The sequence below is a fragment of the Sphingomonas asaccharolytica NBRC 15499 genome (assembly GCF_001598355.1).
Lineage (GTDB): Bacteria > Pseudomonadota > Alphaproteobacteria > Sphingomonadales > Sphingomonadaceae > Sphingomonas > Sphingomonas asaccharolytica.
The window spans coordinates 81,537-103,469 of sequence record NZ_BCYU01000001.1 but is presented as its reverse complement, the minus strand read 5'-3'; the positions used below and the strand labels follow the sequence as shown (position 1 = coordinate 103,469).

The 21,933-nt window shown below is 64.7% G+C and carries 20 protein-coding genes; 19 read left to right on the top strand and 1 reads right to left on the bottom strand.

Going from position 1 to position 21,933, the window contains the following annotated elements; all coding sequences use genetic code 11:
* The first annotated feature begins 126 nt into the window (after nt 1-126).
* From SAS01S_RS00485 to SAS01S_RS00440, 10 genes are all read left to right on the top strand, one after another.
* The gene (locus tag SAS01S_RS00485; protein WP_066803120.1) at nt 127-2,412 is read left to right on the top strand and encodes a TonB-dependent receptor; all 2,286 of its coding nucleotides are present in this window, start codon (nt 127-129) and stop codon (nt 2,410-2,412) included.
* A gap of 16 nt (nt 2,413-2,428) precedes the next feature.
* Nucleotides 2,429-3,499: an N-acetyltransferase DgcN family protein gene (locus SAS01S_RS00480; RefSeq protein ID WP_084238356.1), complete on the top strand. Its 1,071-nt coding sequence runs from the start codon at nt 2,429-2,431 to the stop codon at nt 3,497-3,499.
* 40 nt (nt 3,500-3,539) lie between these two features.
* On the top strand, nt 3,540-4,655 hold the full coding sequence (locus SAS01S_RS00475) for a YkvI family membrane protein (protein ID WP_066803110.1): 1,116 nt from the start codon (nt 3,540-3,542) through the stop codon (nt 4,653-4,655).
* A complete protein-coding gene (locus SAS01S_RS00470; RefSeq protein WP_066803108.1) occupies nt 4,652-6,217 on the top strand; it encodes a serine hydrolase in 1,566 nt (521 codons plus the stop codon). The genes SAS01S_RS00475 and SAS01S_RS00470 overlap by 4 nt, the downstream gene beginning before the upstream one ends.
* Nucleotides 6,214-7,818, top strand: a complete 1,605-nt coding sequence (locus SAS01S_RS00465; RefSeq protein ID WP_066803106.1) for an N-acyl-D-amino-acid deacylase family protein — start codon at nt 6,214-6,216, stop codon at nt 7,816-7,818. The genes SAS01S_RS00470 and SAS01S_RS00465 overlap by 4 nt, the downstream gene beginning before the upstream one ends.
* The gene (locus SAS01S_RS00460; RefSeq protein WP_066803104.1) at nt 7,812-8,306 is read left to right on the top strand and encodes a GNAT family N-acetyltransferase; all 495 of its coding nucleotides are present in this window, start codon (nt 7,812-7,814) and stop codon (nt 8,304-8,306) included. The genes SAS01S_RS00465 and SAS01S_RS00460 overlap by 7 nt, the downstream gene beginning before the upstream one ends.
* A gap of 128 nt (nt 8,307-8,434) precedes the next feature.
* Nucleotides 8,435-8,728: a VOC family protein gene (locus tag SAS01S_RS00455; RefSeq protein ID WP_066803102.1), complete on the top strand. Its 294-nt coding sequence runs from the start codon at nt 8,435-8,437 to the stop codon at nt 8,726-8,728.
* Between the two features lie 104 nt (nt 8,729-8,832).
* Nucleotides 8,833-9,477, top strand: a complete 645-nt coding sequence (locus tag SAS01S_RS00450; protein WP_157082606.1) for a hypothetical protein — start codon at nt 8,833-8,835, stop codon at nt 9,475-9,477.
* Nucleotides 9,478-9,747: 270 nt separating this feature from the next.
* Nucleotides 9,748-12,384: a TonB-dependent receptor gene (locus SAS01S_RS00445; RefSeq protein WP_066803096.1), complete on the top strand. Its 2,637-nt coding sequence runs from the start codon at nt 9,748-9,750 to the stop codon at nt 12,382-12,384.
* Nucleotides 12,384-13,472 (top strand): Ca2+-dependent phosphoinositide-specific phospholipase C, encoded by a 1,089-nt coding sequence (locus SAS01S_RS00440; RefSeq protein ID WP_066803093.1) that lies wholly within the window; start codon nt 12,384-12,386, stop codon nt 13,470-13,472. Before SAS01S_RS00445 ends, SAS01S_RS00440 begins: the two co-directional genes overlap by 1 nt.
* A gap of 168 nt (nt 13,473-13,640) precedes the next feature.
* On the opposite strand, the gene SAS01S_RS00435 is transcribed toward SAS01S_RS00440, so the two are convergent.
* Nucleotides 13,641-14,903 (bottom strand): thiolase family protein, encoded by a 1,263-nt coding sequence (locus SAS01S_RS00435; RefSeq protein WP_066803090.1) that lies wholly within the window; start codon nt 14,901-14,903, stop codon nt 13,641-13,643.
* Between the two features lie 476 nt (nt 14,904-15,379).
* Here SAS01S_RS00435 and SAS01S_RS00430 point away from each other — a divergent pair, with 476 nt between their 5' ends.
* The 9 genes from SAS01S_RS00430 to SAS01S_RS00395 all read left to right on the top strand — a co-directional run bounded on the left by SAS01S_RS00430 (nt 15,380) and on the right by SAS01S_RS00395 (nt 21,930).
* Nucleotides 15,380-16,174 (top strand): SDR family NAD(P)-dependent oxidoreductase, encoded by a 795-nt coding sequence (locus SAS01S_RS00430; protein WP_066803192.1) that lies wholly within the window; start codon nt 15,380-15,382, stop codon nt 16,172-16,174.
* Between the two features lie 28 nt (nt 16,175-16,202).
* Entirely contained in the window at nt 16,203-16,631 is a 429-nt protein-coding gene (locus tag SAS01S_RS00425) for an organic hydroperoxide resistance protein (protein ID WP_066803088.1), read from the top strand.
* A 49-nt stretch (nt 16,632-16,680) separates the two neighbouring features.
* Nucleotides 16,681-16,845 carry a hypothetical protein gene (locus tag SAS01S_RS22710; RefSeq protein ID WP_169804876.1) on the top strand — a complete coding sequence of 55 codons (165 nt, stop codon included), beginning with the start codon at nt 16,681-16,683 and terminating at the stop codon, nt 16,843-16,845.
* Nucleotides 16,842-17,258, top strand: coding sequence for an OsmC family protein (locus SAS01S_RS00420; protein ID WP_066803085.1), 417 nt, complete (start codon nt 16,842-16,844; stop codon nt 17,256-17,258). The genes SAS01S_RS22710 and SAS01S_RS00420 overlap by 4 nt, the downstream gene beginning before the upstream one ends.
* Nucleotides 17,259-17,374: 116 nt before the next feature.
* Entirely contained in the window at nt 17,375-18,577 is a 1,203-nt protein-coding gene (locus tag SAS01S_RS00415; protein ID WP_066803083.1) for an acyl-CoA dehydrogenase family protein, read from the top strand.
* Nucleotides 18,578-18,601: 24 nt separating this feature from the next.
* Nucleotides 18,602-19,423, top strand: coding sequence for an enoyl-CoA hydratase-related protein (locus tag SAS01S_RS00410; protein ID WP_218016221.1), 822 nt, complete (start codon nt 18,602-18,604; stop codon nt 19,421-19,423).
* Nucleotides 19,424-19,434: 11 nt separating this feature from the next.
* The gene (locus SAS01S_RS00405; protein ID WP_066803080.1) at nt 19,435-20,658 is read left to right on the top strand and encodes a CaiB/BaiF CoA transferase family protein; all 1,224 of its coding nucleotides are present in this window, start codon (nt 19,435-19,437) and stop codon (nt 20,656-20,658) included.
* Nucleotides 20,659-20,689: 31 nt separating this feature from the next.
* Nucleotides 20,690-21,022 (top strand): hypothetical protein, encoded by a 333-nt coding sequence (locus SAS01S_RS22965; protein ID WP_174544925.1) that lies wholly within the window; start codon nt 20,690-20,692, stop codon nt 21,020-21,022.
* Nucleotides 21,019-21,930 carry a 3-hydroxyacyl-CoA dehydrogenase gene (locus SAS01S_RS00395; RefSeq protein ID WP_066803074.1) on the top strand — a complete coding sequence of 304 codons (912 nt, stop codon included), beginning with the start codon at nt 21,019-21,021 and terminating at the stop codon, nt 21,928-21,930. Before SAS01S_RS22965 ends, SAS01S_RS00395 begins: the two co-directional genes overlap by 4 nt.
* The last annotated feature ends 3 nt before the right edge of the window (nt 21,931-21,933 follow it).

The following is a 21,933-nucleotide window of genomic DNA, read 5'->3' as shown; positions in this document are numbered from 1 at the left end:
CCAACGTCGGAACAAGCGTCAACGATGAGGACCGTGACGCGGGAGATATTGGGCACGCTGGGCGAATAGTCAGGCGGTCTGCGCTGCCAGCGATCCGGTCCCGCCCTGATGGAGAGGAAACAGGCCATGCGACTCCCTTTGCTCACGAACCGCCAGGCTGCTTGGTTGCTATGCGCCAGCGTGGTTGCACTGTGTGCACCGGTCGCGGCCCACGCCCAAGCGACCGCGCCGCAACCGGAGACCTCGCAAGAGGCGACAGCTAGCAACCGTCCTGACGATATCATCATCACCGCACAGAAGCGCGAGCAGACCTTGCGCGATGTTCCGCAGTCGGTCTCGGTCGTTTCCCAAGCCGTCCTCGAGCGTCAGCAGGCAGCCAGCTTCCAGGATTATGTCGCGCTGATCCCCGGGCTCAGCCTCCAGCAGCCGGCGCCGGGAAATGCCCGTCTAGTGTTGCGCGGCGTCAATACCGGCGGCGTCAGCGCGACCGTCGCGGTCTATGTTGACGACGTCCCGTTTGGATCGAGCAGTGGCCTGGTCAACGGCTCGGGTCTGGCCGCCGATCTCGACACGTTCGACATTGCCCGGATCGAAGTCCTGCGCGGGCCGCAAGGAACGCTCTATGGCGCGAGTTCGCTTGGCGGAGTGCTCAAGTTCGTCACCAACGCACCCGATACGAAGGCGCTCGTGCTGCGGGCCAGGGGTGGCGTCGAAACCACCAAAGGGGGAGAGGCGAGCTATAACGGCGCGGCGGTGGTCAACTTGCCGCTCGGCGACACGCTCGCGATCCGTGCGACGGGCTATTATCGCAAGGTCGGCGGCTATGTCGATTCGATCGGCACCGCCGGTTCGCTGGTCGAGAACGACATCAATGGCAACGAGGTTTATGGCGGCCGCGTATCGGCGCTGTTCACGCCGACGCGCAATCTGTCGATCCAGCTCACCGCGAACGTCCAGAAGATCGACGCGCGGTCGTCGAGCGGCGTCGAGACCGATCCCGCGAGCTACCAACCGTTCTACGGCCGCCTCAGCCATTCGCTGTTCGAGCCCGAGCGCAGCCGCACTGACTATCGCATCTACAGCGGCACGATCGGGCTGGATCTCGGCTTCGCCAAGCTGACCTCTGTCAGTAGCTACGCGACGCTCGACCGTCGGTTCCTGTTCGATGAAACCTATGTCGGTCGCGTCGCCGGCTTCGGCGCATTTTGTCCGGCGACGCTTCCGCTCTGCAACTTCGTCAACCGCCAGCAGAACCGGATCCGCAAGTTCACCGAAGAGGTGCGGCTGTCGTCGAACGGCACTTCGACGATCGATTGGCTGGTCGGCGGCTATTACACACGCGAGACCGGGCTCATCTCGACGCACTTCAACGTCGATGATCCGGCCAACAGCCAGCCGACCGGCCCGTTCGCCTTGCTCCAGACCACAGGGCTCGATTCCAAATATCGCGAATATGCCGGGTTCGCCAACGCCACCTGGCATATCACCGACCGCTTCGACCTGACGCTTGGCGGACGCTACGCCCATAACAGCCAGAACGGCCAGCAAAACGCTGAAACGCTCGGCACCGTCGCAACGTTTGCGCCGCTGAACTCGTCCGAAGATGTCTTCACCTATTCGATCGCGCCGCGATTCGAACTGAGCAAGCACGTCGCCATCTATGCACGCGTCGCCAAGGGCTATCGGCCCGGCGGGCCGAACGTCGTGTCGGTCCCGTTCGTTCCGGGCACGCCACTGACCTTCAAGTCCGACTCGACGATCAATTACGAAGCCGGAATCAAGGCGGATACGTTGGGCGGCGCGCTAAGCGTGGACCTATCGGGCTTCCGTATCGACTGGAGCCGCATCCAGTTGTTCCAGCTGATCAATAACACCGGAGTCAACACGAACGGCGGCAAGGCAATCAGTCAGGGGTTCGAGGCTACGATCACCGCGCGCCCCACCGACGGGCTCGTTTTCGCCGCCAACGCTGCCTATACCGATGCGCATCTCACCCAGAACACCGACCTTCTCGCGGTCGGCGGGCGGAAGGGTGACGCGCTTCCCTATACGCCGCGCGTCGCGGTCAACCTCAGCGGCGATTATCAATGGGTACTTGGCGGGACCGTTAAGGCTTTCGTCGGCGGCACTGTTCGCGTGGTGGGCGAGCAGATCACCGACTATGATCCCGGCTATGCAGCGGCCAATGGGCGCCAGCGCCGGATACCGTCCTATAACGTCGTCGACCTGCGTGCAGGCCTCGATTTCGGCAAGGCGACGCTCGAAATCTATGCGCGCAACCTTACGAATGCGCGCGGGATCGTCGACGTCAGCGCGATCCAATCGGGAGTCGGGAGCATTCCCAACGGCGCCGTCAGCACCTCGTTCATCCGGCCGCGGACGATCGGACTCAGCCTGACCGTCGGTTATTGAACGGCGGATCGGGGCCATGGCCACGCACCCTGTTCCGAGCGACCCGATCGCTGCTGGAGCGACGCAGCGATGGGTGACGGGAGCTATCCCTCGGCCCTATCTGCTGTTTCTGGGAGACGCGACCGAGCCGGCCTATGCCAAGACGGCATTCGGCTTGCGCGAATGGGCGCCCGAGCGATGCATTGGCGAATTTCGCTGCCCTGGCGGAACGGTCAGCGTCGGTTTGCCGGCGATGCGCCCGGCCGAGGCTCATGCGGCGGGAGCGCGCGCGCTGGTCATCGGCGTCGCCAATGAAGGCGGCATCATCCTGCCCGCCTGGGTTCCGCTGCTCGTCGAAGCACTCCAGGCGGGGCTCGACCTGGTCAGCGGGCTTCACGTCGCGCTCGGCGACATTCCCGAGCTCCACGCCACGGCGATGGCGCTCGGTCGCCGGCTGATCGACGTGCGCCGGCCCCCGGCCCATTTGCCCGTCGGGACCGGGCAGAAGCGTGCCGGCAAAAGATTGCTGACCGTCGGCACCGATTGTGCGCTCGGCAAGAAATATACCGCGCTGGCGATCGCGCGGGCGTTCGCGGCGCGCGGGATCGACAGCGATTTTCGGGCCACCGGGCAAACCGGAATTCTGCTCGCCGGGAGCGGTATGCCGATGGACGCGGTGCCTGCCGATTTCGAGGCAGGCGCGGCCGAAATCCTCAGTCCCGCAGCGTCGCCCGATCATTGGGATATCATCGAGGGCCAGGGGTCGCTGCTCCACCCGTCTTATTCAGCGGTGTCGCTCGGCCTGCTCCATGGCAGCCAGCCCGATCTGTTCGTGGTGTGCGATCAGCCCGGCCGACGGCATATGCTCGGCCTGCCCGATTTCCCGATACCCACGATCGAGCGGATCATCGCGGTGACGCTCGATTTCGGCAGGCTCACCAATCCCGCGATCTGTTGCGCGGGCGTCAGCCTCAACACCGCGCACCTTTCCGAGCCGGAGGCGGCACGCCTGCTCTTGTCGGAAAGCGAGCGCCTGGGGCTCCCCTGCGCCGATCCTATTCGTGGCGGTGCGCGGTTTGAGGAGTTGATCGACCGATGCCTGGGCTGACCGCCGCGGCAGATAGGCCGATGCGCCGAGGAGCGGCGGGATGACGCGCACGCCGAGCTGGTTTCAGCGTTATCTGCTCCCCGGTCTCGCCTTCAAGGCGGTGGTGATCGGCGGCGGCTACGCGACCGGCCGCGAACTCGCCGAATATTTCCTGCCCGCCGGTCCCTGGGGCGGGCTCGCCGCGATGCTGCTGGCGATGCTGATCTGGAGCGGGGTGTGCGTCGTCACGTTCGAGTTCGCCCGCGCCACCGGCGCCGAGGAGTATCGCTCGTTCTTCCGCGCATTGCTCGGCCGCTTCTGGCCGATCTTCGAGATCACCTATCTGCTGTTCGTCGTCCTGATCCTTGCCGTGTTCGGAGCGGCTGCCGGGGCGATCGCCCATGCGGTGCTCGGCGCGCCGCCGATCCTCGGCACGCTGGCGCTGATGCTGACGATCGCGGGCGTCGCGACCTTCGGCAACGAGTCGGTCGAGCGACTGTTCAAATATGTCTCGATCCTGCTCTACGCTGTCTACGCGATCTTCCTGATCCTCGCGCTGACCCGGTTCGGCGACCGGATCGGAGCGGCCTTCGCGGCGCCCGCGCAAGCGCTGCCTTGGGCGGCGGGTGGGATCACCTACGCCGCCTACAACATCGTCGGCGCGGTGGTTATCCTCCCGGTCACGCGCCATTTCACCCGGCGGCGCGATGCCGTCGTCGCCGGACTGGTGGCGGGGCCGCTCGCAATGCTCCCCGCCATCCTGTTCTTCCTCAGCATGAGCGCCTTCATGCCGGGCATCGCGAACGAAATACTGCCGTCCGATTTCCTGCTGGTCAGGCTCGGCAGCCCGCTATTCCACCTCGTCTTCCAGGTCATGATCTTCGCGGCCCTGCTCGAGAGCGGTACCGGGGCGGTGCACGCGATCAACGAGCGGATCGCCGCGGCGTGGCGAAGTGGTCGCGACACCGAACTCGGCGGGCGCCTGCGCCTCGTCTTCGCGCTCATCCTGCTCGCGACCTGCATGCTGCTCGCCGACCGGGTCGGGCTCGTGGCGCTGATCGCCAATGGCTACCGTTTGCTCGCTTACGCACTGCTCGCCGTCTATGTCCTGCCGCTCCTGACCATCGGCCTGTCGCGGCTGATCCGTCGGCGGCATCTGTCCCCGGAGGTCGCATGAAAAAAGCATTGCTCGCGCTCGTTCTCGTCGCGTCGCCTGCGCTAGCCGCGCCGCCCAAGGGCTTCGAGGCTCGCGTCGAGGCGGTCAGGCAGCATGCCGGCGTGCCGGGTATCGCCATCGCGATCGTCGAGAACGGCAAGCCGGTGCTGGCGCGCGGCTGGGGCGTGCGCAAGCTCGGCGCGTCCGACAAGGTCGATGCCGACACGATCTTCCCGACCGGATCGACCGGCAAGGCCTTCACCGTCGCGGCGCTCGCTACCTTGGTCGATGCCGGCAAGATCTCATGGGACGACAAGGTCACCGACCGGTTGCCCGGCTTTCAGATGTACGACTATTGGGTTACGCGCGAGATGACGATCCGCGATTTGCTGGTCCATCGCAGCGGCCTCGGACTTGGTGCGGGCGACTTGCTGTTCGCACCGCGCAGCAACATCCCGCGCGCCGAGGCGGTCCGCCGACTGCGCTTCATCAAGCCGGCGACGAGCTTCCGCAGCGGCTATGCTTACGACAACGTCCTTTACATGGTCGCAGGCCAGCTGATCGAGGCGGTCACTGGTCAGACTTGGGAAGATTATGTGCGCGAGCACGTGCTCAAGCCGGCCGGAATGCTGACCTCGACGACCGACGACGAGAGGCGTTTTACAACCGCCGATCGCGCTTTTCCCCATGCCCGGTTCAACGGCGGGCTGCGTGGCCTCGGCACGCAGGAAGTGCTGGGCGAACGCGACGATCTGGCGCGCAATGCGGCGCCGGCTGGTGGACTGGCGATCAGCGCCAACGACATGGCCAAATGGCTGACGCTGCAACTCGCTGGCGGCAGGCTTCCCGACGGCGAGCGGCTGTTCAGCGAAGCCGCGCACGAGGAGATGTGGAAGCCTGTTCTGCTCCAGCCGATCGCGCCCCGGCCCGACTACCTCAAGGCGACTCAGCCGATGTTCTACACGTATGCGCTTGGCTGGGACGTGCAGGACTATCACGGGGCGCGGATCGTGTGGCACGGCGGCGCGGTGTTCGGGTTCCTATCGGCCGTCGTGCTGATCCCGGAGAAGAACGTTGCCTTCTCGATCGAAGTGAACAGCGAGGACGGCGACGTCGTTCGGGGGCTGATGTACGAGTTGCTCGACCATTATCTCGACCAGCCCAAGGACGATTGGCCCGCCAAGCTGGCGAAATTCAAGGCCGAGCGCGCGGCGGAGGCGCTGAAGCTGGTTCGCGCCGCGGCGGCTGCGCCCGCCAAGGTTGGGCCGTCGCTGCCGCTGGCACGCTATGCCGGCACCTATCGCGATCCCTGGTATGGCGACATTGTGGTCGGGGAGGCGGGTGGCCAACTGACGATCGACTTCAAGTCGACGCCGCGGATGGGCGGGCGGCTGGAGCATTATCAGTACGACACCTTCATCACCCGCTTGGACGACAAGTCGCTCGAGCCGGCATATGTCACGTTCGCGCTCGATGCCGAGGGTAAGGTCGATCGCGTGACGATGAAGGCGGTCTCGCCGATCGCTGATTTCAGCTACGATTATCAGGACCTCCTTTTCCAGCCGGTCGGATCCGCGAGATGAGACTGCTTCCGCTTGCCGCCTCGTTGTTGCTGCTTGGTGCATCGCCAGCGCCGCAATACGATATTGTCATCCGTCACGGCCATGTCCTCGACGGCGCAGGCAATCCCTGGGTCGCTGCCGATATCGCGATCAAGGATGGGCGGATCGCCCGGATCGGCGCGGTCGACGGCGCCGGGCGCAGGGAGATCGACGCGACCGGCCTCTACGTCTCGCCCGGTTTCATCGACATGATGGACCAATCGGGCGAGGTGCTGCTCAAGAGCGGTGGCGCCGAGAACAAGCTGCGCATGGGTGTCACGACGCTTATCGCCGGCGAAGGCGGGACGCCCGTCGATGCAGCGAAGATAACGGCCTATTTCACGCAGCTCGAGCGCCAGGGGATCGCGGTCAATTTCGGTACCTATTACAGCGCCGCCCAGGCGCGGGTGAAGGTGATGGGGGATGGGGCGGGGCATCCGAGCGCAGCGCAGCTCGACGCGATGCGGCATGAGGTCGCGGCCGCGATGCATGCGGGCGTGTTCGGAATCTCCTCGGCGCTGATCTATTCGCCCGACACCTTCCAGAGCACCGATGACCTGATCGCCCTGGCCAAGGAGTCGGGCAAGTGCGGTGGCTTCTACGCGACGCACATGCGCGACGAGAGCGCCAAGATCCTCTCCGCAATCGACGAGGCGATCCGGATCGGCGAAGACGGACGCGTCAAGGTCGAGATCTTCCACCTCAAGGCGGCGTTCCAGCCCCTCGCAGGCAAGCTCATGCCGCAGGCGCTGGCGCGGATCGCGGCGGCACGCGACCGCGGCGTCGACGTGGCCGCCGACGTCTATCCCTATACGGCGGGCGGAACCGGGATCGATATCACGATCCCCACTTGGGTGTTCGCTGACGGCCAAACCAAGGGGTGGGAACGGCTCAAGGATCCTGCGATCCGTGCGCGGCTCAAGCGTGAGGTCGCGGCCGGGTCGCAGCCCGACTGGTCGAATCTGGTCGAGGCCTCGGGCGGTTGGGACCATGTCGTTCTCGCCAATGCCTTCGATCCCAAATACGACAAATATGATGGCCAGAGCTTCGCCGCGATTGGCAAGGCGCTGGGGCGCGATCCCGAGGACGTCGCCTGGGACATTGCCGGCGCTGCGTTGCCCAACCGCGCCATGGCATTGTTCTTCATGATGGATGAGGGCGATATCGACCTCGCCTTGAAGCAACCGTGGACGAGTATCGGCACCGATGCGGGGGCGTCCGCCAAGTTCGGCGAGATGGATGCGCTCGGCCTTCCCCATCCACGCGCTTACGGCACGTTCCCACGTATCCTCGGCGTCTATGCCCGCGACCGCGGTGTCCTGACCTTGCCCGACGCAGTGCGCAAGATGACCTCATGGCCTGCGGCGCGGATGGGCCTCGCCGACCGGGGCGTGCTCCGTGAAGGGCTGCGTGCCGACTTGGTGGTGTTCGATTATGCCAAGGTCGCGGCCGGTTCGGACTGGGCGCATCCGATGGCGCCGCCGGTCGGAATAGAGGACGTTATAGTCAATGGCGTGCTGGCGGTTGACCGCGAGCGTGCGACCGGTTCGCGATCCGGTATGGTGTTGAGGCACCGGTGCTGAGCTCTGAGGGCAGTACGGCGGCGCTCATCCGGTCAGCCGTGCCGGATGACGCGACAGCATTGTACCAGTTGATCGTCGAACTCGCCGCACACGAAGGTCTGGCCGGCGAGCTCAAAGTGACAGGCCTTCACCTTTCAGAGGAATTGTCGCGGGCACGACCCACCGCGTCCTTTCTGATCGCTGAGCAAGCCGAGCGTGCGGTCGGGTTTTGCGCTTGGTATCACGGCTTTTCGACATTCGAGGGGCGACCGACCTTGTTCGTCGAGGACGTGTTCGTCCGAGCGCCCGCGCGGCGCCAGGGGATCGGCGGGGCGTTGCTTCGCAAGGTTGCTACCTTGGCGGCAGCCGAAGGCTTGCCGCGGATTGAGTGGCGGGTGCAGCGATCAAACGAGGCGGCGATCGGCTTGTTCGAACGGTCAGGTTTCCCAGTGGTTGACGACTGGAAATTCTGCCGCGTGTCGCCAACGACGGTCCTCACACTCGAATAGCCGAACGCGTTTTGCTGGAGCGACAAACGCTCTGCCCATGGGAGACCGAGATGAAGCCAGGTGTCTGTCAGCTGTGATCGCGCGCTGACTGGCTCCAACAGATCTTGAATATCATCCGGAGAAGAAAAATGCCCATCATTGACCGCACGCCGGCTGTGCTCTCGACCGACGACATGACCCGGGCCGAGGCGTGGTTCGAGCGCTTCTTTGGCCATCCGGGCGATGCCAATCCAATGCCGATCCTGCGTGAATGGCACGAAGGTTCGGGCGGCATCGCGGTGTTTGAGCAGGCCGACCAGGCAGGCAACGGCTTTGTGACGATGCTGGTCGACTCGCTTGACGCTCATCGCGCTCAACTCGCCGAACGCGGTCAGCGCTTGAGTTGCCACATCTTTGTTCCTCCGCGGTTATCGACTCGCTAACCGAGGAGCATGCGGACTGGATCGCTCGCCTCTGTCCGCCGCAGTCGCGTGGCTGGCAAAGGTTCGCGGATTTCCTGATCCAGGCGGGAAACAAGCACATCTCGGTGGTCACCCAGCCGAGCATTTATTGGCCATCTGGAACGCGCATCCTGCGTGAGCGATTCGCCTCCTGCGGAGGTTCCGTTCTCGAGTTGGATGCGCTTGAGTTAGCTCCGGACGCGGTATGCGATGAGCTTGCGCGCGCCAATGTGACCGCATTGCTTCTCTTGGTCGGAGTGCCGGAGCCAGCGACGGCGATTGTCCGCGCGGTTCGGCACGACCCCCGCCTCCGCTCGATCCAGATCGGCGCTCCAGCCGGGCAACCAGAGTTCGCCAGTTGGGCAGCATCTCTAGGTAAGGACGGTACCGCGATCCCATTCTTGCGCTACCTTCCGAAGAATCTCGGAACGCTAGGCGACACGGTCGAAGCCAGCCTGCGTGATCAGCTGTCCGTTCGCCCGTCGTTTGTGGCTTTCGAAGGCTACGATACAATCCGCTTGATCGCGGAAATACTTCGAGCCGGCAAAGGCATCAGTTCGACTAAGGCAGACTTCTGGATGGGTGCAGAGGTTGAAGGGTCCCGGGGTCGAATAAGTCTTTCACGCTCGGCGGGAGGCAAGATCTGGCAATGGGAGGGCGCACCTGTTCAAATCGCTGATCGCGATCCATTGGACATTGAACACTACAGAATCCTCGAAGCGGTTCCGTAATCCGTGACGCTCTCCAAGCGTCGCGCTGGTGCTTTCAGTCTGACGCGACCTGGTCTCTGCGCGATGCAAACCGGTCTTTGAAGCAAGCCCAGCTGGCGAGCGACTGCCACTCCACCAAAATCGCACCGTCCCATGACGGGCGGTGTTCTTCTTTGGAGCAGCGCCCCGACGCCTCGATTAAATGTTAGAGTAATCCCCAAGCCATCAAAGTGTCATCGCGCGACTCTAACTGCCCCGTAACGGCCTAAAGCCGAGGGGAGAATCCATCAGATGTCACGTTATTCGCGCCTGCTTTGCGCGCCGCTTCCGCTTGCCCTTTTCGTTCTGGCGGCTGCGCAGCCCGCCTATGCGCAGACAGCGTCACCGGCCCCCGCTAGCGAGGGAAATGCAGCCGCCGATGACGGCGACATCGTCGTGACGGGCAGCTATGCGCGCAGCCTCGCCGAAGCGACGGAGACGAAGCGCAAGGCCGATTATGGCGTTGACGCCATCAACTCCACCGACATCGGCAAATTCCCGACGCAGAACGTCGCCGAAGCGTTGCAGCTCGTCACCGGCGTCGCAATCACTCGTCCGCGTGGCGAGGGGCTCTACGTCAGCGTCCGCGGCCTTGGCCCGCAGTTCCAGAGCACGTTGGTCAACGGTCGCACGGTGGCGATCAACGACCTGATCGAGAATGGCGGGGCCAACGGCCGCCAATTCCGTTTCGAAATGCTGCCGGCGGAGTTCGTCTCGCAGATCGACGTCATCAAGACGCCGACCGCGGACATGACCGAAGGCGCGCTGGGCGGCAATATCGACGTCAAGACCTTCCATCCGCTCGACGTCGGCACCAAGACCACGCTGAACGTGCGCGGCACCTATACGACGATGACCGAAAAGGTGCGACCCAACGCCACGCTGCTGACCAGCTTCAAGTCCAAGGACGGCCAGTTCGGCCTTCTCTTCGGCGCGCAATATTGGGCGAAGTCGGTGCGCAACGATCGCTATTACAATACCGGCTGGAACCTCGACAAATTCACCTCCGCGCTCGGCGCCGGCTTTTACACGCCGACGCGCACCCGCCCGACGGTGGAGACCGAGGATCGCACGCGCCTGTCCGGCCTCGTTTCCGCCCAATGGCGGCCATCGGCGGAACTGGAAACCACGCTCGACGTGTCGGTGACGCGCCTCGACGTCGCCTATGACGAATTCGGGCTGGACATCTACCCGGACGATCCGGGCACCAGCATCGTGCCGGGATCGGTCAAGCTGAACGGCGACACGGTGACCGCCGCGACGATCAACAACGTGCGCTTCATGGCCTCGCGCGAATACAGTTTGAACCGCCACGATCTGTTCAATGTCGGGTTGAAACAAGAGTGGAACCCGGATCGGTGGCATCTCTCCGCCAATGCGAACTGGTCGTTCGCGCACAGCTATCACCCGAGCTATGCCGAGGGCACGGTGCGCAGCCGCATGCAGTTCCTGGCCCCGCTGACCTATGACGCGTCGGGCGGCTATAAGGTCGGGTCGACGCTCAGCACCCCGGTGAACGTCAACGATCCCGCCAGCTATGCCGTGACGACCTTCAACATCGCGCCCAAGAACAGCAAGGATTGGGACAGCTATGCCCGCGCCGATATCGGCCGCGATCTGGACGGCTTCATCACCAAGATCGCGGTGGGCGGCGAATATCATTGGCGCAAGCGCGATTATTGGCGCCGCGATTTCCTCGTGACGTCCGCCAACGGCACGCCCATCACCGCCTTCGCGCCGGGCGCCTATGAGGCGTTGCCGTACGACAATTTCCTGTCGGGGGTTCCGGGCAATTTCCCGCGCACCTGGCTGGTGCCGGTCACCAGCGTTTTCTACAACAAGTTGTTCAGCGATGCGGTGGCGAACGCGCCGCGCACCGCGAGCGACCTGCGCGCATCCTATGTCGTCACGGAAAAGGTCGTCGCCGGCTATATTCGGGCCGATTACGCCTTCCAGCTCGGCAGCGTCGACGTCACCGGCAATGTCGGCGTCCGCTATGTCCGCACCGATCAGGTGGCGAGCGGCACGCTGACCCTTGGCACGACCCCGACCCCCGCCAGCTTCCCGCAGACATTCAACAACTGGCTGCCGAGCTTCAATCTGCGTGCCGCGCTCACCCCGACCCTCGTGGCCCGTCTCGCCGCCAGCCGCGTGCTGACGCGCCCGAACATGACGCAGAGCGCGCCGCAGATCAGCGTCTCCACCGACGCACCGACCGCGAGCGGCGGCAATCCGGCGCTCAAGCCCTTCCTCGCGAGCCAGTTCGACGGATCGCTGGAATGGTATTTCCGGCGCAACGCCTCGCTGACTGGCGCTCTGTTCTACAAAGCGATGGACGATTACATCACCGCGCAGAACGTCAATATCGACATTCCGGGGCGCGGCACCGTGCTGCTGAGCACCCAGGTCAATGGCGGCAATGCCAAGGTCTATGGCGTCGAGGCGGCCTACAACCAGGTGCTCGATTTCCTCCCGGCGCCGTTCGACGGCCTCGGCTTCCAGGCGTCCTATACGCACACTTCGGTGCAATCGAGCTATACGGCGGGGGCGCGTCCGATCGTCGATCAGCTTATCGGCCTGTCGAAGAACAGCTTCAACGTCGTCGGCTTCTACGACAAGGGGCCGATCTCGGCGCGCCTGTCCTATGTCTGGCGCGACAAATATCTGTCGAGCAATGGCAGCACGACTCAATCGTCCACCTATGTCGCGCCGTTCGGGTCGCTCGACGGCAATCTCTCCTACCGGATCACGCCGAAGATGACGGTGAGTGTCGAGGCGATCAATATCGCCGGGGCCAGGAGCTATTCCTATAACGAGACCGAATTGCGCTACGGCGAGATCCAATATTATGGACGCACCCTGTTGTTCGGCGCACGGGTCGAGTTCTGATGTTGAAGGTCGCCCTCTCCGCCGCCGCGCTGACCCTGATCGGCGCGGCCGCGCCTCCCGTCGCGATGAACGACGTGCAGGTCGTCGGCTCCCACAACAGTTTCAAGGCGCGGATTCCTACAGCCGTCATGACCCGGCTTCGCGCGGTGGAGCCGAAGCTCGCCGACGGACTCGATTATTATCATCTGCCGCTGTCGCAACAACTCGACGCAGGCGTGCGGCAGGTTGAGCTGGATATCTTCGCGGATCCCATCGGTGGCCGCTATGCCGATCCCAAAGGCGAGCAATGGGCACGCGCGTTGGGGGAAGCGACCGGCTTCGACCGCGCCGCGATGCTTCGGCCGGGCTTCAAGATATTCCATATCCCGGACGTGGATTATCTCAGCACCTGCGTCACGTTGGTGCGCTGCCTGACCGAGATCGATCGCTGGTCGCGGGCGCACCCTGACCATCTGCCGATCATGATCACGATCAACGCGGCGGACACGCCGTCGCATCGGCCGATCACCGATCCGTTGCCGCTCACCGACAAGGCGCTGCTCGACGCGCTCGACGCGGAGATACGCTCGGTCCTGCCGGGCAAGCGGCTCATCACGCCGGACGACGTGCGCGGCAAGGCCGCAACCTTGCGCGACGCGGTCCGCGAGCACGGTTGGCCCAGCCTCGCCTCGGCACGCGGGCGCATTTATATCGTGTTCGATGTCCGTGATGCGGTGTCGGACGCCTATCGCGCCGGGCATCCCTCGCTTGCCGGGCGGTCGATGTTCGGCTGGTATCCCGACAATCAGCCGGAATCCGCCGTGCAGATCGTGCAGGATCCTCTGGTCGACGGCGAGAAGATCAAGCGCTGGGTGGCAGAGGGCCTGATCGTACGAACCCGCACCGACGCCAATACCGTCGAGGCGCGCTCACATGATTTATCCAAGGCGCAGGCGGCGATGGCGAGCGGCGCGCAGGCGGTCAGCACCGATTATTATCCCGGCGCGCCCGATCCGCTGAAGCGGGGCTTCATCGTGACGCTGCCGGATGGTGCCATGGCGCGGTGCAACCCAATCCGCGTAACGGCCGGGTGCGCGCTGCGTCCATGAGGAGGCGGGCACGCCACGTCTTCGGGGTGCTGTCAGTATAACGCGAACCCGTCTCTTCGCGATGGGGTTCGGCTTTGATGACGATGTCTAGCCGCCAAGCGCTTATCACGCAGCCCATCCGCACCCGCGATCATCTGCCTCGTTGGTCTGGCGGTGCCCGGCGATCGGTCAGGGACGGCGCAGCAATGCTACCGTGCCATGGCCGCCATCCGCGCAAATGCTGACGATAGCGAACGATCCCGACGGCATCGCCCACAATTCCTTTACCGCCTGACTGAGATCGCGAGCGCCAGTGGCCGCGAACGGATGGCCGATCGCGACAGAGCCGCCGTTCGGATTGACTCGGTCCCATGGGAATTCACCGAAATCGAAATCCACGCCGGCGCGATCGCGCGTCCAGCCGGGCTTTTCGAGCGCGGCGACATTGGCCAGCACCTGCGCCGAGAACGCCTCGTGGATTTCCCATAAGGTGACGTCGTCGTAGCGCAGCCCATGACGCGCGAGTAGCCGCGGGATCGCGAAACTCGGCGCCATCAGCAGCCCGTCGACGCCATGGTCGACCGCCGCGATTTCATGGTCGAACAGTTCGGCGTAATGCGTGCCTTCCGGCAGCCGCGCGAGCCCCGCGTCGGTGGCGACCCAGCAGGCCGCGGCGCCATCGGTGATCGGCGAGCTGTTGCCGGCGGTGAGCGAACCCTTGCCCGATGTGTCGAACGCCGGCTTGAGCGCGGCGAGCTTTTCGATCGACGTGTCCGCGCGGGGATTGGCGTCGCGCGCCAGCTCGGGGAGCGGGATCACCAGGTCGTCGAAAAATCCCGATTCCCATCCGGCGATCGCGCGTTGATGGCTCTTGAGCGACCAGGCGTCCTGCGCCTCGCGGCCGATGCCCCAGATCTGCGCGGTTTCTTCCATATGGTCGCCCATCGTCCGGCCGGTGATCCGGTTCGCCCAGCCCTTGACCGGCAGGACGAGATCGTCCGGTGTCAGTGCTTGTAGCGCGGCAATCGCCTCGGCCGGGTTGGTGCGGAACAGTTTGACGATCCGCTTCGACGCGTCGAGCTTGAGCCCGATCGGCGGATTGCTCATCACCTCGGCGCCGCCGACCATCACGAGATCGGTATCGCCGCCAAGCATTCCCGCCGCGGTGAGCGCCGCGACCATGCTGGTCGAGCAGGCAAGCACGGTGGAGAAAGCCGGGACGGTCGGGTCGAGGCCGGCATCGAGCCAGATCTCGCGGCCGATATTGCTCCAGCCCAGGCTGGGAATCACCGTGCCCCAGATGAACAGATCCGGCCGCGCCTTCGCCGACATCGCCTGAACGAGCGGTACCGACAGGCTGATCGCGTCATGATCGGCAAGCGCACCGCCGCCCCGCCCGAACGGTGTCCGCAGGCCGGAGGCGATATAGGTTTTGTGGGCAAATCGCTGCATGACGGCTTCTCCAAAGCGCGGGTCGAAACGGCCGGGCGGTGCGTAGCACTATCGGCGTACCGCCAAGATGAGTGCTCGGATCGGCGGATCAATATGCGCAAGCCTCCGGAGATTCGAGAGGCTCATTTTCATTTTGAATGGCTGCTGCGCGACGAGTGGCAACAGTAAATAGCTTGGCATCACAAGATGTCGCCAGAGCGCGACACCTCGTGGATGATCAGGAGTCACGCACATGACAGGCGAACAAGAAGCAAGCGTCGTTCCCGTCGCATCGGGCAATGTCGTCGCGTTTAGCCGGATTCTGGAATTTGTGTGGGGCGTCGCCGTGAGTGGCGCTTCCCATTGGACGGAGTCGATCGGCAGCGTCGCTTCAAGTGAGCGGTTTCACATCAGTGACTGCGGATAAGCACGCGAGGCGATCCCGTCATTGATCCTGAGGCGAGCTGAGCGCCTCGCGAACGATAAGGAACATGAAGATGTCCGTTACAAAAGGAATTGCCGTCGTCACCGGCGCATCGAGCGGTATCGGCGCGGTTTATGCCGATCGCCTCGCCGAGCGGGGCTATGATCTGGTCCTGGTCGCGCGCAGCGCCGATCGGCTGGCCAATGTCGCCGATCGGATCCGCGCGAAGACCGGCCGCAAGGTCGACCTGCTCCCCGCCGATCTGGCCGACGCGACCGATCTCGCGCGTGTCGAAGCCTTTCTCAAGGCGACTCCCGACATCGATATGCTGGTCAACAATGCCGGCCTGGGCGGCACGGCGAAGCTGGTCGACGCCGATGTCGATCAGATGACGTCGCTGATCGCGCTCAACGTCACCGCACTGACTCGGCTGACCTATGCCATTGTGCCGCAGTTCGTAGCGCGCGGCGCAGGCACGATCGTCAACATCGCGTCGATCGTCGCGATCAATCCGGAGGCGCTGAATGGCGTCTACGGCGGCAGCAAAGCGTTCGTCGTGGCGTTCAGCCAGAGCCTCCGCCACGAACTCGAAGGCAGCGGCGTCCAAGTGCAGGTCGTCCTGCCCGGCGCCACCGCGACCGACTTCTGGGCGATCGCCGGCCGGCCGGTCGAATTGCTGCCCAGCGCGATCGTGATGAGCGGCGAGGATCTGGTCGATTCCGCGCTGATCGGGCTCGACCGTGGCGAGTTCGTCTCGATCCCCTCGCTCCAGGATGGCGCGCTGTTCGACGCCTACGAAACCGCCCGCCAAGCGATGCTCGGCAAGCTGTCCGCCGCCACGCCGGCGCCGCGCTATCGCGCCGCCTGATCCCCAATTCACCAGAAGGAACCAAGCCATGACTGCCAAGACCCTGTACACCGCGCACGTCCACACCGTTGGCGGCCGCGACGGCGCCGCGAAGAGCTCGGACGGCCAGCTCGACATCAAGCTGTCGACTCCCGGCCTCGGCCGCCCCGGCACCAACCCGGAGCAGCTCTTCGCCGCCGGCTGGTCGGCGTGCTTCGAAGGCGCGCTGCAGTTCGTCGCGAAGCAGGCGGGTGTCGCCTTGCCGGCCGATACCGCGGTCGATGCGTCGGTCGAGCTGCATCTCGACGACGTCGAAGGCTTTTCCATCAGCGCCGGGCTCGAGGTTACCATTCCCGGTATCGCCGACGACGTCGCCGGCCAGCTGATCGCCGCGGCGCACGAGGCCTGCCCCTATTCCAAGATGACCCGGCACGGGATCGACGCCGAGGTCACGCTGGCGGCGCACGAAGCCGCCTGACCCCCACACCGCACCGACCCGACGCGGTCATTCGAAGAGGAGACTGACCATGATTGCGACCTTGCAGAAGCCGATTGCGCGCATGGAAAACGATCGCGTGCTCGAAGCCGGAATCGAATGGATCGTCGCGCGCCAGCTGGCGCCGATGCAGGACGAATTGCTCCGCCTGCGCGCTTATGTCGAGGCGCTGGTCGAGATGGTCGATCCGTCATGACCGATGCACCGGCGATCGAGCAAGTCGCGGTCACCGAAGCGGTCGGCGCGGGCCTGTTCCAAGTCCGCGTCAACGCCGGCGGCCATGACTTCTGGATGGACGAGCCCGTCGCCAACGGCGGGCTCGACACCGGCCCGAGCCCGTTCGACCTGCTCCGTGCGGCGCTCGCGTCGTGCACGCTGATGACGATCAAGGTCTATGCCGAGCGCAAGGGCTGGCCGACCGGCGGGCTGCGCGTCCGGGTCATGCATCATAAGGGCGAAGGCGGCGCGCGCGATCGTTTCGACCGGATCATCGACCTCGGCGACGTGACCGACGAGCAGCGCGACCGCCTGCTCTGGATCGCCGATCGCTGCCCGGTGCACTTGCTGCTCGACAAGGGTGCGGACTCGCCCGTCACCTTGGCCGGCTAAAGCCCCCCACGTCGCGATAGGTTGCCTCCCGCCATCGCCGTCTACCGGCGCCGCCCCTTTCGCCTCAGATTTCAATAGCCCCCCGCCGCCTCGCGGCCCCAATCGAAGGAACTGACATGGCCACCGCACTCAAATTCCCGCCTAAGCCGCTGCCGGCACCCGACAGCGATTTCTACGGCATCGAGGACACGCTGACTGCCGCTGAGGCGGCGATCCTGACCAAGGTCCGCGATTTCATGCAGACCAAGGTCGCGCCGATCATCGACAAATATTGGGTCGAGGATGCATTTCCGTTCGAGCTGCTTCCCGCGCTCCAGGAGCTCGAGATCGGCAATCTGCACGCGGAAGGTTATCGCGATCGCCTGATCGGGATGGTGGTCATGGAGATGAGCCGGGTCGATCCGTCGTTCGCCACGTTCTTCGGTGTGCATACCGGCCTTGCCATGGGGTCGATCGCCTTGCTCGGCTCGGACGAACAAAAGGCCAAATGGCTGCCCGCGATGCAGCGGCTCGACAAGATCGGCTGCTTCGGCCTGACCGAGCCGTTGGTCGGATCGGGCACCGGCGGCGGTCTCACCACTACCGCCAAGCGCGACGGCGACAGCTGGATCCTCAACGGCCAGAAAAAATGGATCGGCAACGCGCCGTGGTGCGACATCTCGATCATCTGGGCGCGCGACCTCGACGACAATCAGGTCAAGGGCTTCATCGTCGAGAACAAGACCACCCCGGGCTTCAGCGTCGAGAAGATCCGCAACAAGATGGCGCTCAAGGTCGTGCAGAACGGCCTGATCACGATGACCGACTGCCGCGTGCCGGAAGCCAATCGCTTGCAGAACGCCAATTCGTTCCGCGACACCGCGCACGTCCTGCGCCTGACCCGGTCGGGCGTGGGCTGGATGTCGACCGGCGTCCAGATGGGCGCCTATGACGCCGCCGTCCGCTATAGCCAGCAGCGCCTCCAGTTCGGCAAGCCGATCGCCTCGTTCCAGATGGTGCAGGACCTGATCGCGCGGATGCTCGCCAACATCACCGCGTGCCAGTCGCTGATGCTCCGCCTCGCGGAGATCGAAGAGGAGGACCGGCTGCTCGACCAGCATGCGTCGCTCGCTAAGGCGTTCACCACGCAGCGGATGCGCGAGACCGTTGCCTGGGCGCGCGAGCTGCACGGTGCCAACGGCATTCTGGTCGACGCCGAGATCGGCGCCGCCGCGCGGCTCTTCTCGGACGCCGAGGCGCTCTATTCGTACGAAGGCACGTTCCAGATGCAGAACCTGATCGTCGGCAAGGCCGCGACGGGGATCAGCGCTTTCGTCTGACGCTTAGAACCAAGGAGTAAGATGATGATGATGCTCGCGGCCGCTTCAGCGGCCCAGGGGACCCGTGTGCCCGCGCTCCAGCTCGAAACCATCGTTTACGAGAAGAGCGAAGGCATCGCCTATGTCACCTTCAACCGCCCGGCGGTGTACAATGCGGTCAACGACGCCACGCTGCGCGATCTGCGCACGGCGCTGAGTGATGCGCGGGACGATCGCTCGATCCATGGCGTGATCGTCACCGGCGCCGGCGACAAGGCGTTCGCCGCGGGCGCCGATATCGGCGGGCTCGCCAGCCTCAGCGCGGTCGACGCGGAGAAGCAGAGCCGCTTCATCCAGGACACGCTCGACCTGCTCGAGACGCTCGGCAAGCCGGTGATCGCGGCGGTCAACGGCTTCGCGCTGGGCGGCGGCTGCGAGGTCGCGATGGCCTGCACGATCCGCATCGCCAGCGACCATGCCAAGTTCGGCCAGCCCGAGGTCAAGCTCGGGCTGCTCCCCGGCGGTGGCGGGACGCAGCGGCTGCCGAAGCTCGTCGGCAAGGGCCGCGCGCTTCAGCTGATCCTGACCGGCGGCATCATCGGCGCTGACGAAGCGTACCGTATCGGCCTCGTCAACGAGGTCGTCCCCGCCGCCGAGCTGATCGCCCGCGCCGAAGCGATCCTCGGCGAGATCGCGGCCAACGCGCCGCTCGCGGTCAGATATTCGCTGCGGGCGGTCAATGTCGCGGACGGCGACGGCTACGCGCTCGAAGCGTCCTATTTCGGTCTCCTCGCCGGAACCGAAGACAAAAAGGAAGGCACTGCCGCCTTCCTCGAAAAGCGCCTCGCGCAGTTCCGCGGACGCTGAGGAGAAATCGCATGTCGGAAGAAAACATCTTTTCAGGGCTCAAGGTCGTCGACCTGTCGAGCTTCGTCGCCGGCCCCGGCGCCGCGGTGATCCTGTCGGACTTCGGCGCCGACGTAGTCAAGGTCGAGCCGCCGCAGGGCGATGCGTGGCGTCACGCCCATCGCTTTCCGCCGCAGCCATTGGCCGAGGATGCCTATCAATGGCACCTCGCCAATCGCAACAAGCGCAGCATCGCGCTCGATCTCAAGAACGCGGATGCAGCGCAGGTGCTGTTCGGGCTCGTCAACTGGGCCGACGTGCTGATCGTCAACACGCCGCACAAGGCGCGCAAGAAGCTCGGCCTCGAATATGACGATGTCGCCAAATGGAACCCGCGGCTGGTCTATGCCGATCTCACCGGCTTTGGGGAGAACGGCCCCGACGCCGGCCTGCCGGGTTTCGACATCACGTCCTATTGGGCGCGCAGCGGCCTGCTCTCGATGACGCGGGATGCCGGTGCCTCGCCGACCTGGCCGGTGGGCGGGAGCGGCGACAACGCCACCGCGATGGGCCTCTATGCGGCGATCACGACGGCGCTCTACAATCGCGAGCGCACCGGCAAGGGCTCCTACGTCACCACCTCGCTGCTGGCGCAGGGCGTGTGGTCGGCGAGCGTCTCGATCCAGGCCGCGCTGGTTGGTGCGAAACTGTTTGAACATGATCGGGCGCACCCCTTCAACGCAGGACTGAACGTCTATCGCGCTGCGGACGGCACCTGGTTCGTTCTCATCGTCAGACCCAACCAGGTGGCGGAGGTCGCGCAGGCCATTGGCCGTCCGGACCTGCTGACCGACCCACGCTTCTCCGATCCGGCGACGCTGGCGGCGAACCGGCCGCAGCTGACCGCGATCCTCGACGAGACTTTCGCCGCGCAGCCGATGGCGCACTGGACCGAGGTTTTCGCGAGCATCGACGTCACCTTCGGGGCGGTGCGTAGCGCCGAAGAAGTGATCATTGATCCGCAGCTCGAGGCCAACGGCATCGTCGTTCCGCTCGAAGGCGCGGGTGGCAAGCTCGTCTCGACGATCAGTAACCCGATCCAGGTGCACGGCGTCGCCAAGACGCCGGCGCGCCGGGCACCGGGACTCGGCGAGCATAACGAGGAAGTGCTTCGCGAGCTTGGCTTCGACGCGACAGCCATCGCGAGCCTGCGCGCGAGCGGCGCCATTCCCGATACCGTGAAACGCGCGGCCTGACGCCTCGCCTGTCCGAACAAGGAAGCAGACCATGAACCAGGTCCCAACCGTGAATCGAACTCCCATGGATGAAGGCGAGGCCGCGCTCGCGGATTTCAAGCGCGCGATGCGATGGATCGTGATCGTCGCCGTATTAATGGTGGTCGGTGCGCTGAGCTATCTCCAGGCGTTCGGTACGCTCACCCCGACCACCATCATTGCGACTGCAGGCGGCGTGTTCTTCTCGGTCGTGCTGGGCAGTGGGCTCTTCGCGCTCGCCTTCTTCAGCGACAAGAGCGGTGTCGACCAACAGGTGACGGATGCCGCGCAATCCGAACGCGACCATCGGCAAACCAAAATCCCCAATCGGGAGACGATATCATGACGGTGCAACAGCCAATCACGCCCAGACCGGGCCGGACCCGCACTGGCCGCCTGTTCGTCCTCGAACTGAGCGGCGGGCGAATCCACGCGATGAACCCCGACGGATCCGACAGCCGGGTCATCGTCAGCGATTGCCGCCACCCCGACGGCATCGTCGCCGATGCCGTGGCCGGGCATATCTACTGGACCAACATGGGGTCGCCGAAAGAGGCCGACGGCTCGATCGAGCGCTCCAAGCTCGACGGCGGCAACCGCACGATGATCGTGCCGCCCGGCGTCGCGTTCACACCGAAACAGCTCCACCTCGATAAGGCCAACGGCAAGCTCTACTGGTCGGACCGCGAGGGGATGCGCGTGATGCGCGCCAACCTCGACGGATCGCATGTCGAGACGTTGATCGAGACCGGCCTTGGCGATGACGACCGTCGCGACGCAAAGCGCTGGTGCGTCGGGATCACTGTCGATCCGGTCGGCGGTAAATTCTACTGGACGCAGAAGGGCGGCGACAATGAAGGCGTCGGTCGCATCCTGCGCGCCAATATCGACATGTCGTGCGACGAGAGCCCGGCCGGCCGTTCGGACGTCGAGCTGCTGTTCGACGGTTTGCCCGAGCCGATCGACCTCGAACTCGATGCCGAGAACCGCATCCTCTACTGGACCGATCGCGGCAATCCGCCCGCGGGCAACACAGTCAATTGTGCGGCGATCGACGAAAGCGACGCCGCGCCGCAGATCCTCGTCACCGATCTGATGGAAGGCATCGGCATCGCGCTCGATGTGCCGGGCAACCGGATGTTCGTCACCGATTTGGGCGGCTCGATCTACCGCGCCGATCTCGACGGATCGAACAAGCGCACCCTGTTGGGCGCGCAAGGCAACCTTGCTGGCATCGCCTACGCCGACATCTGACTA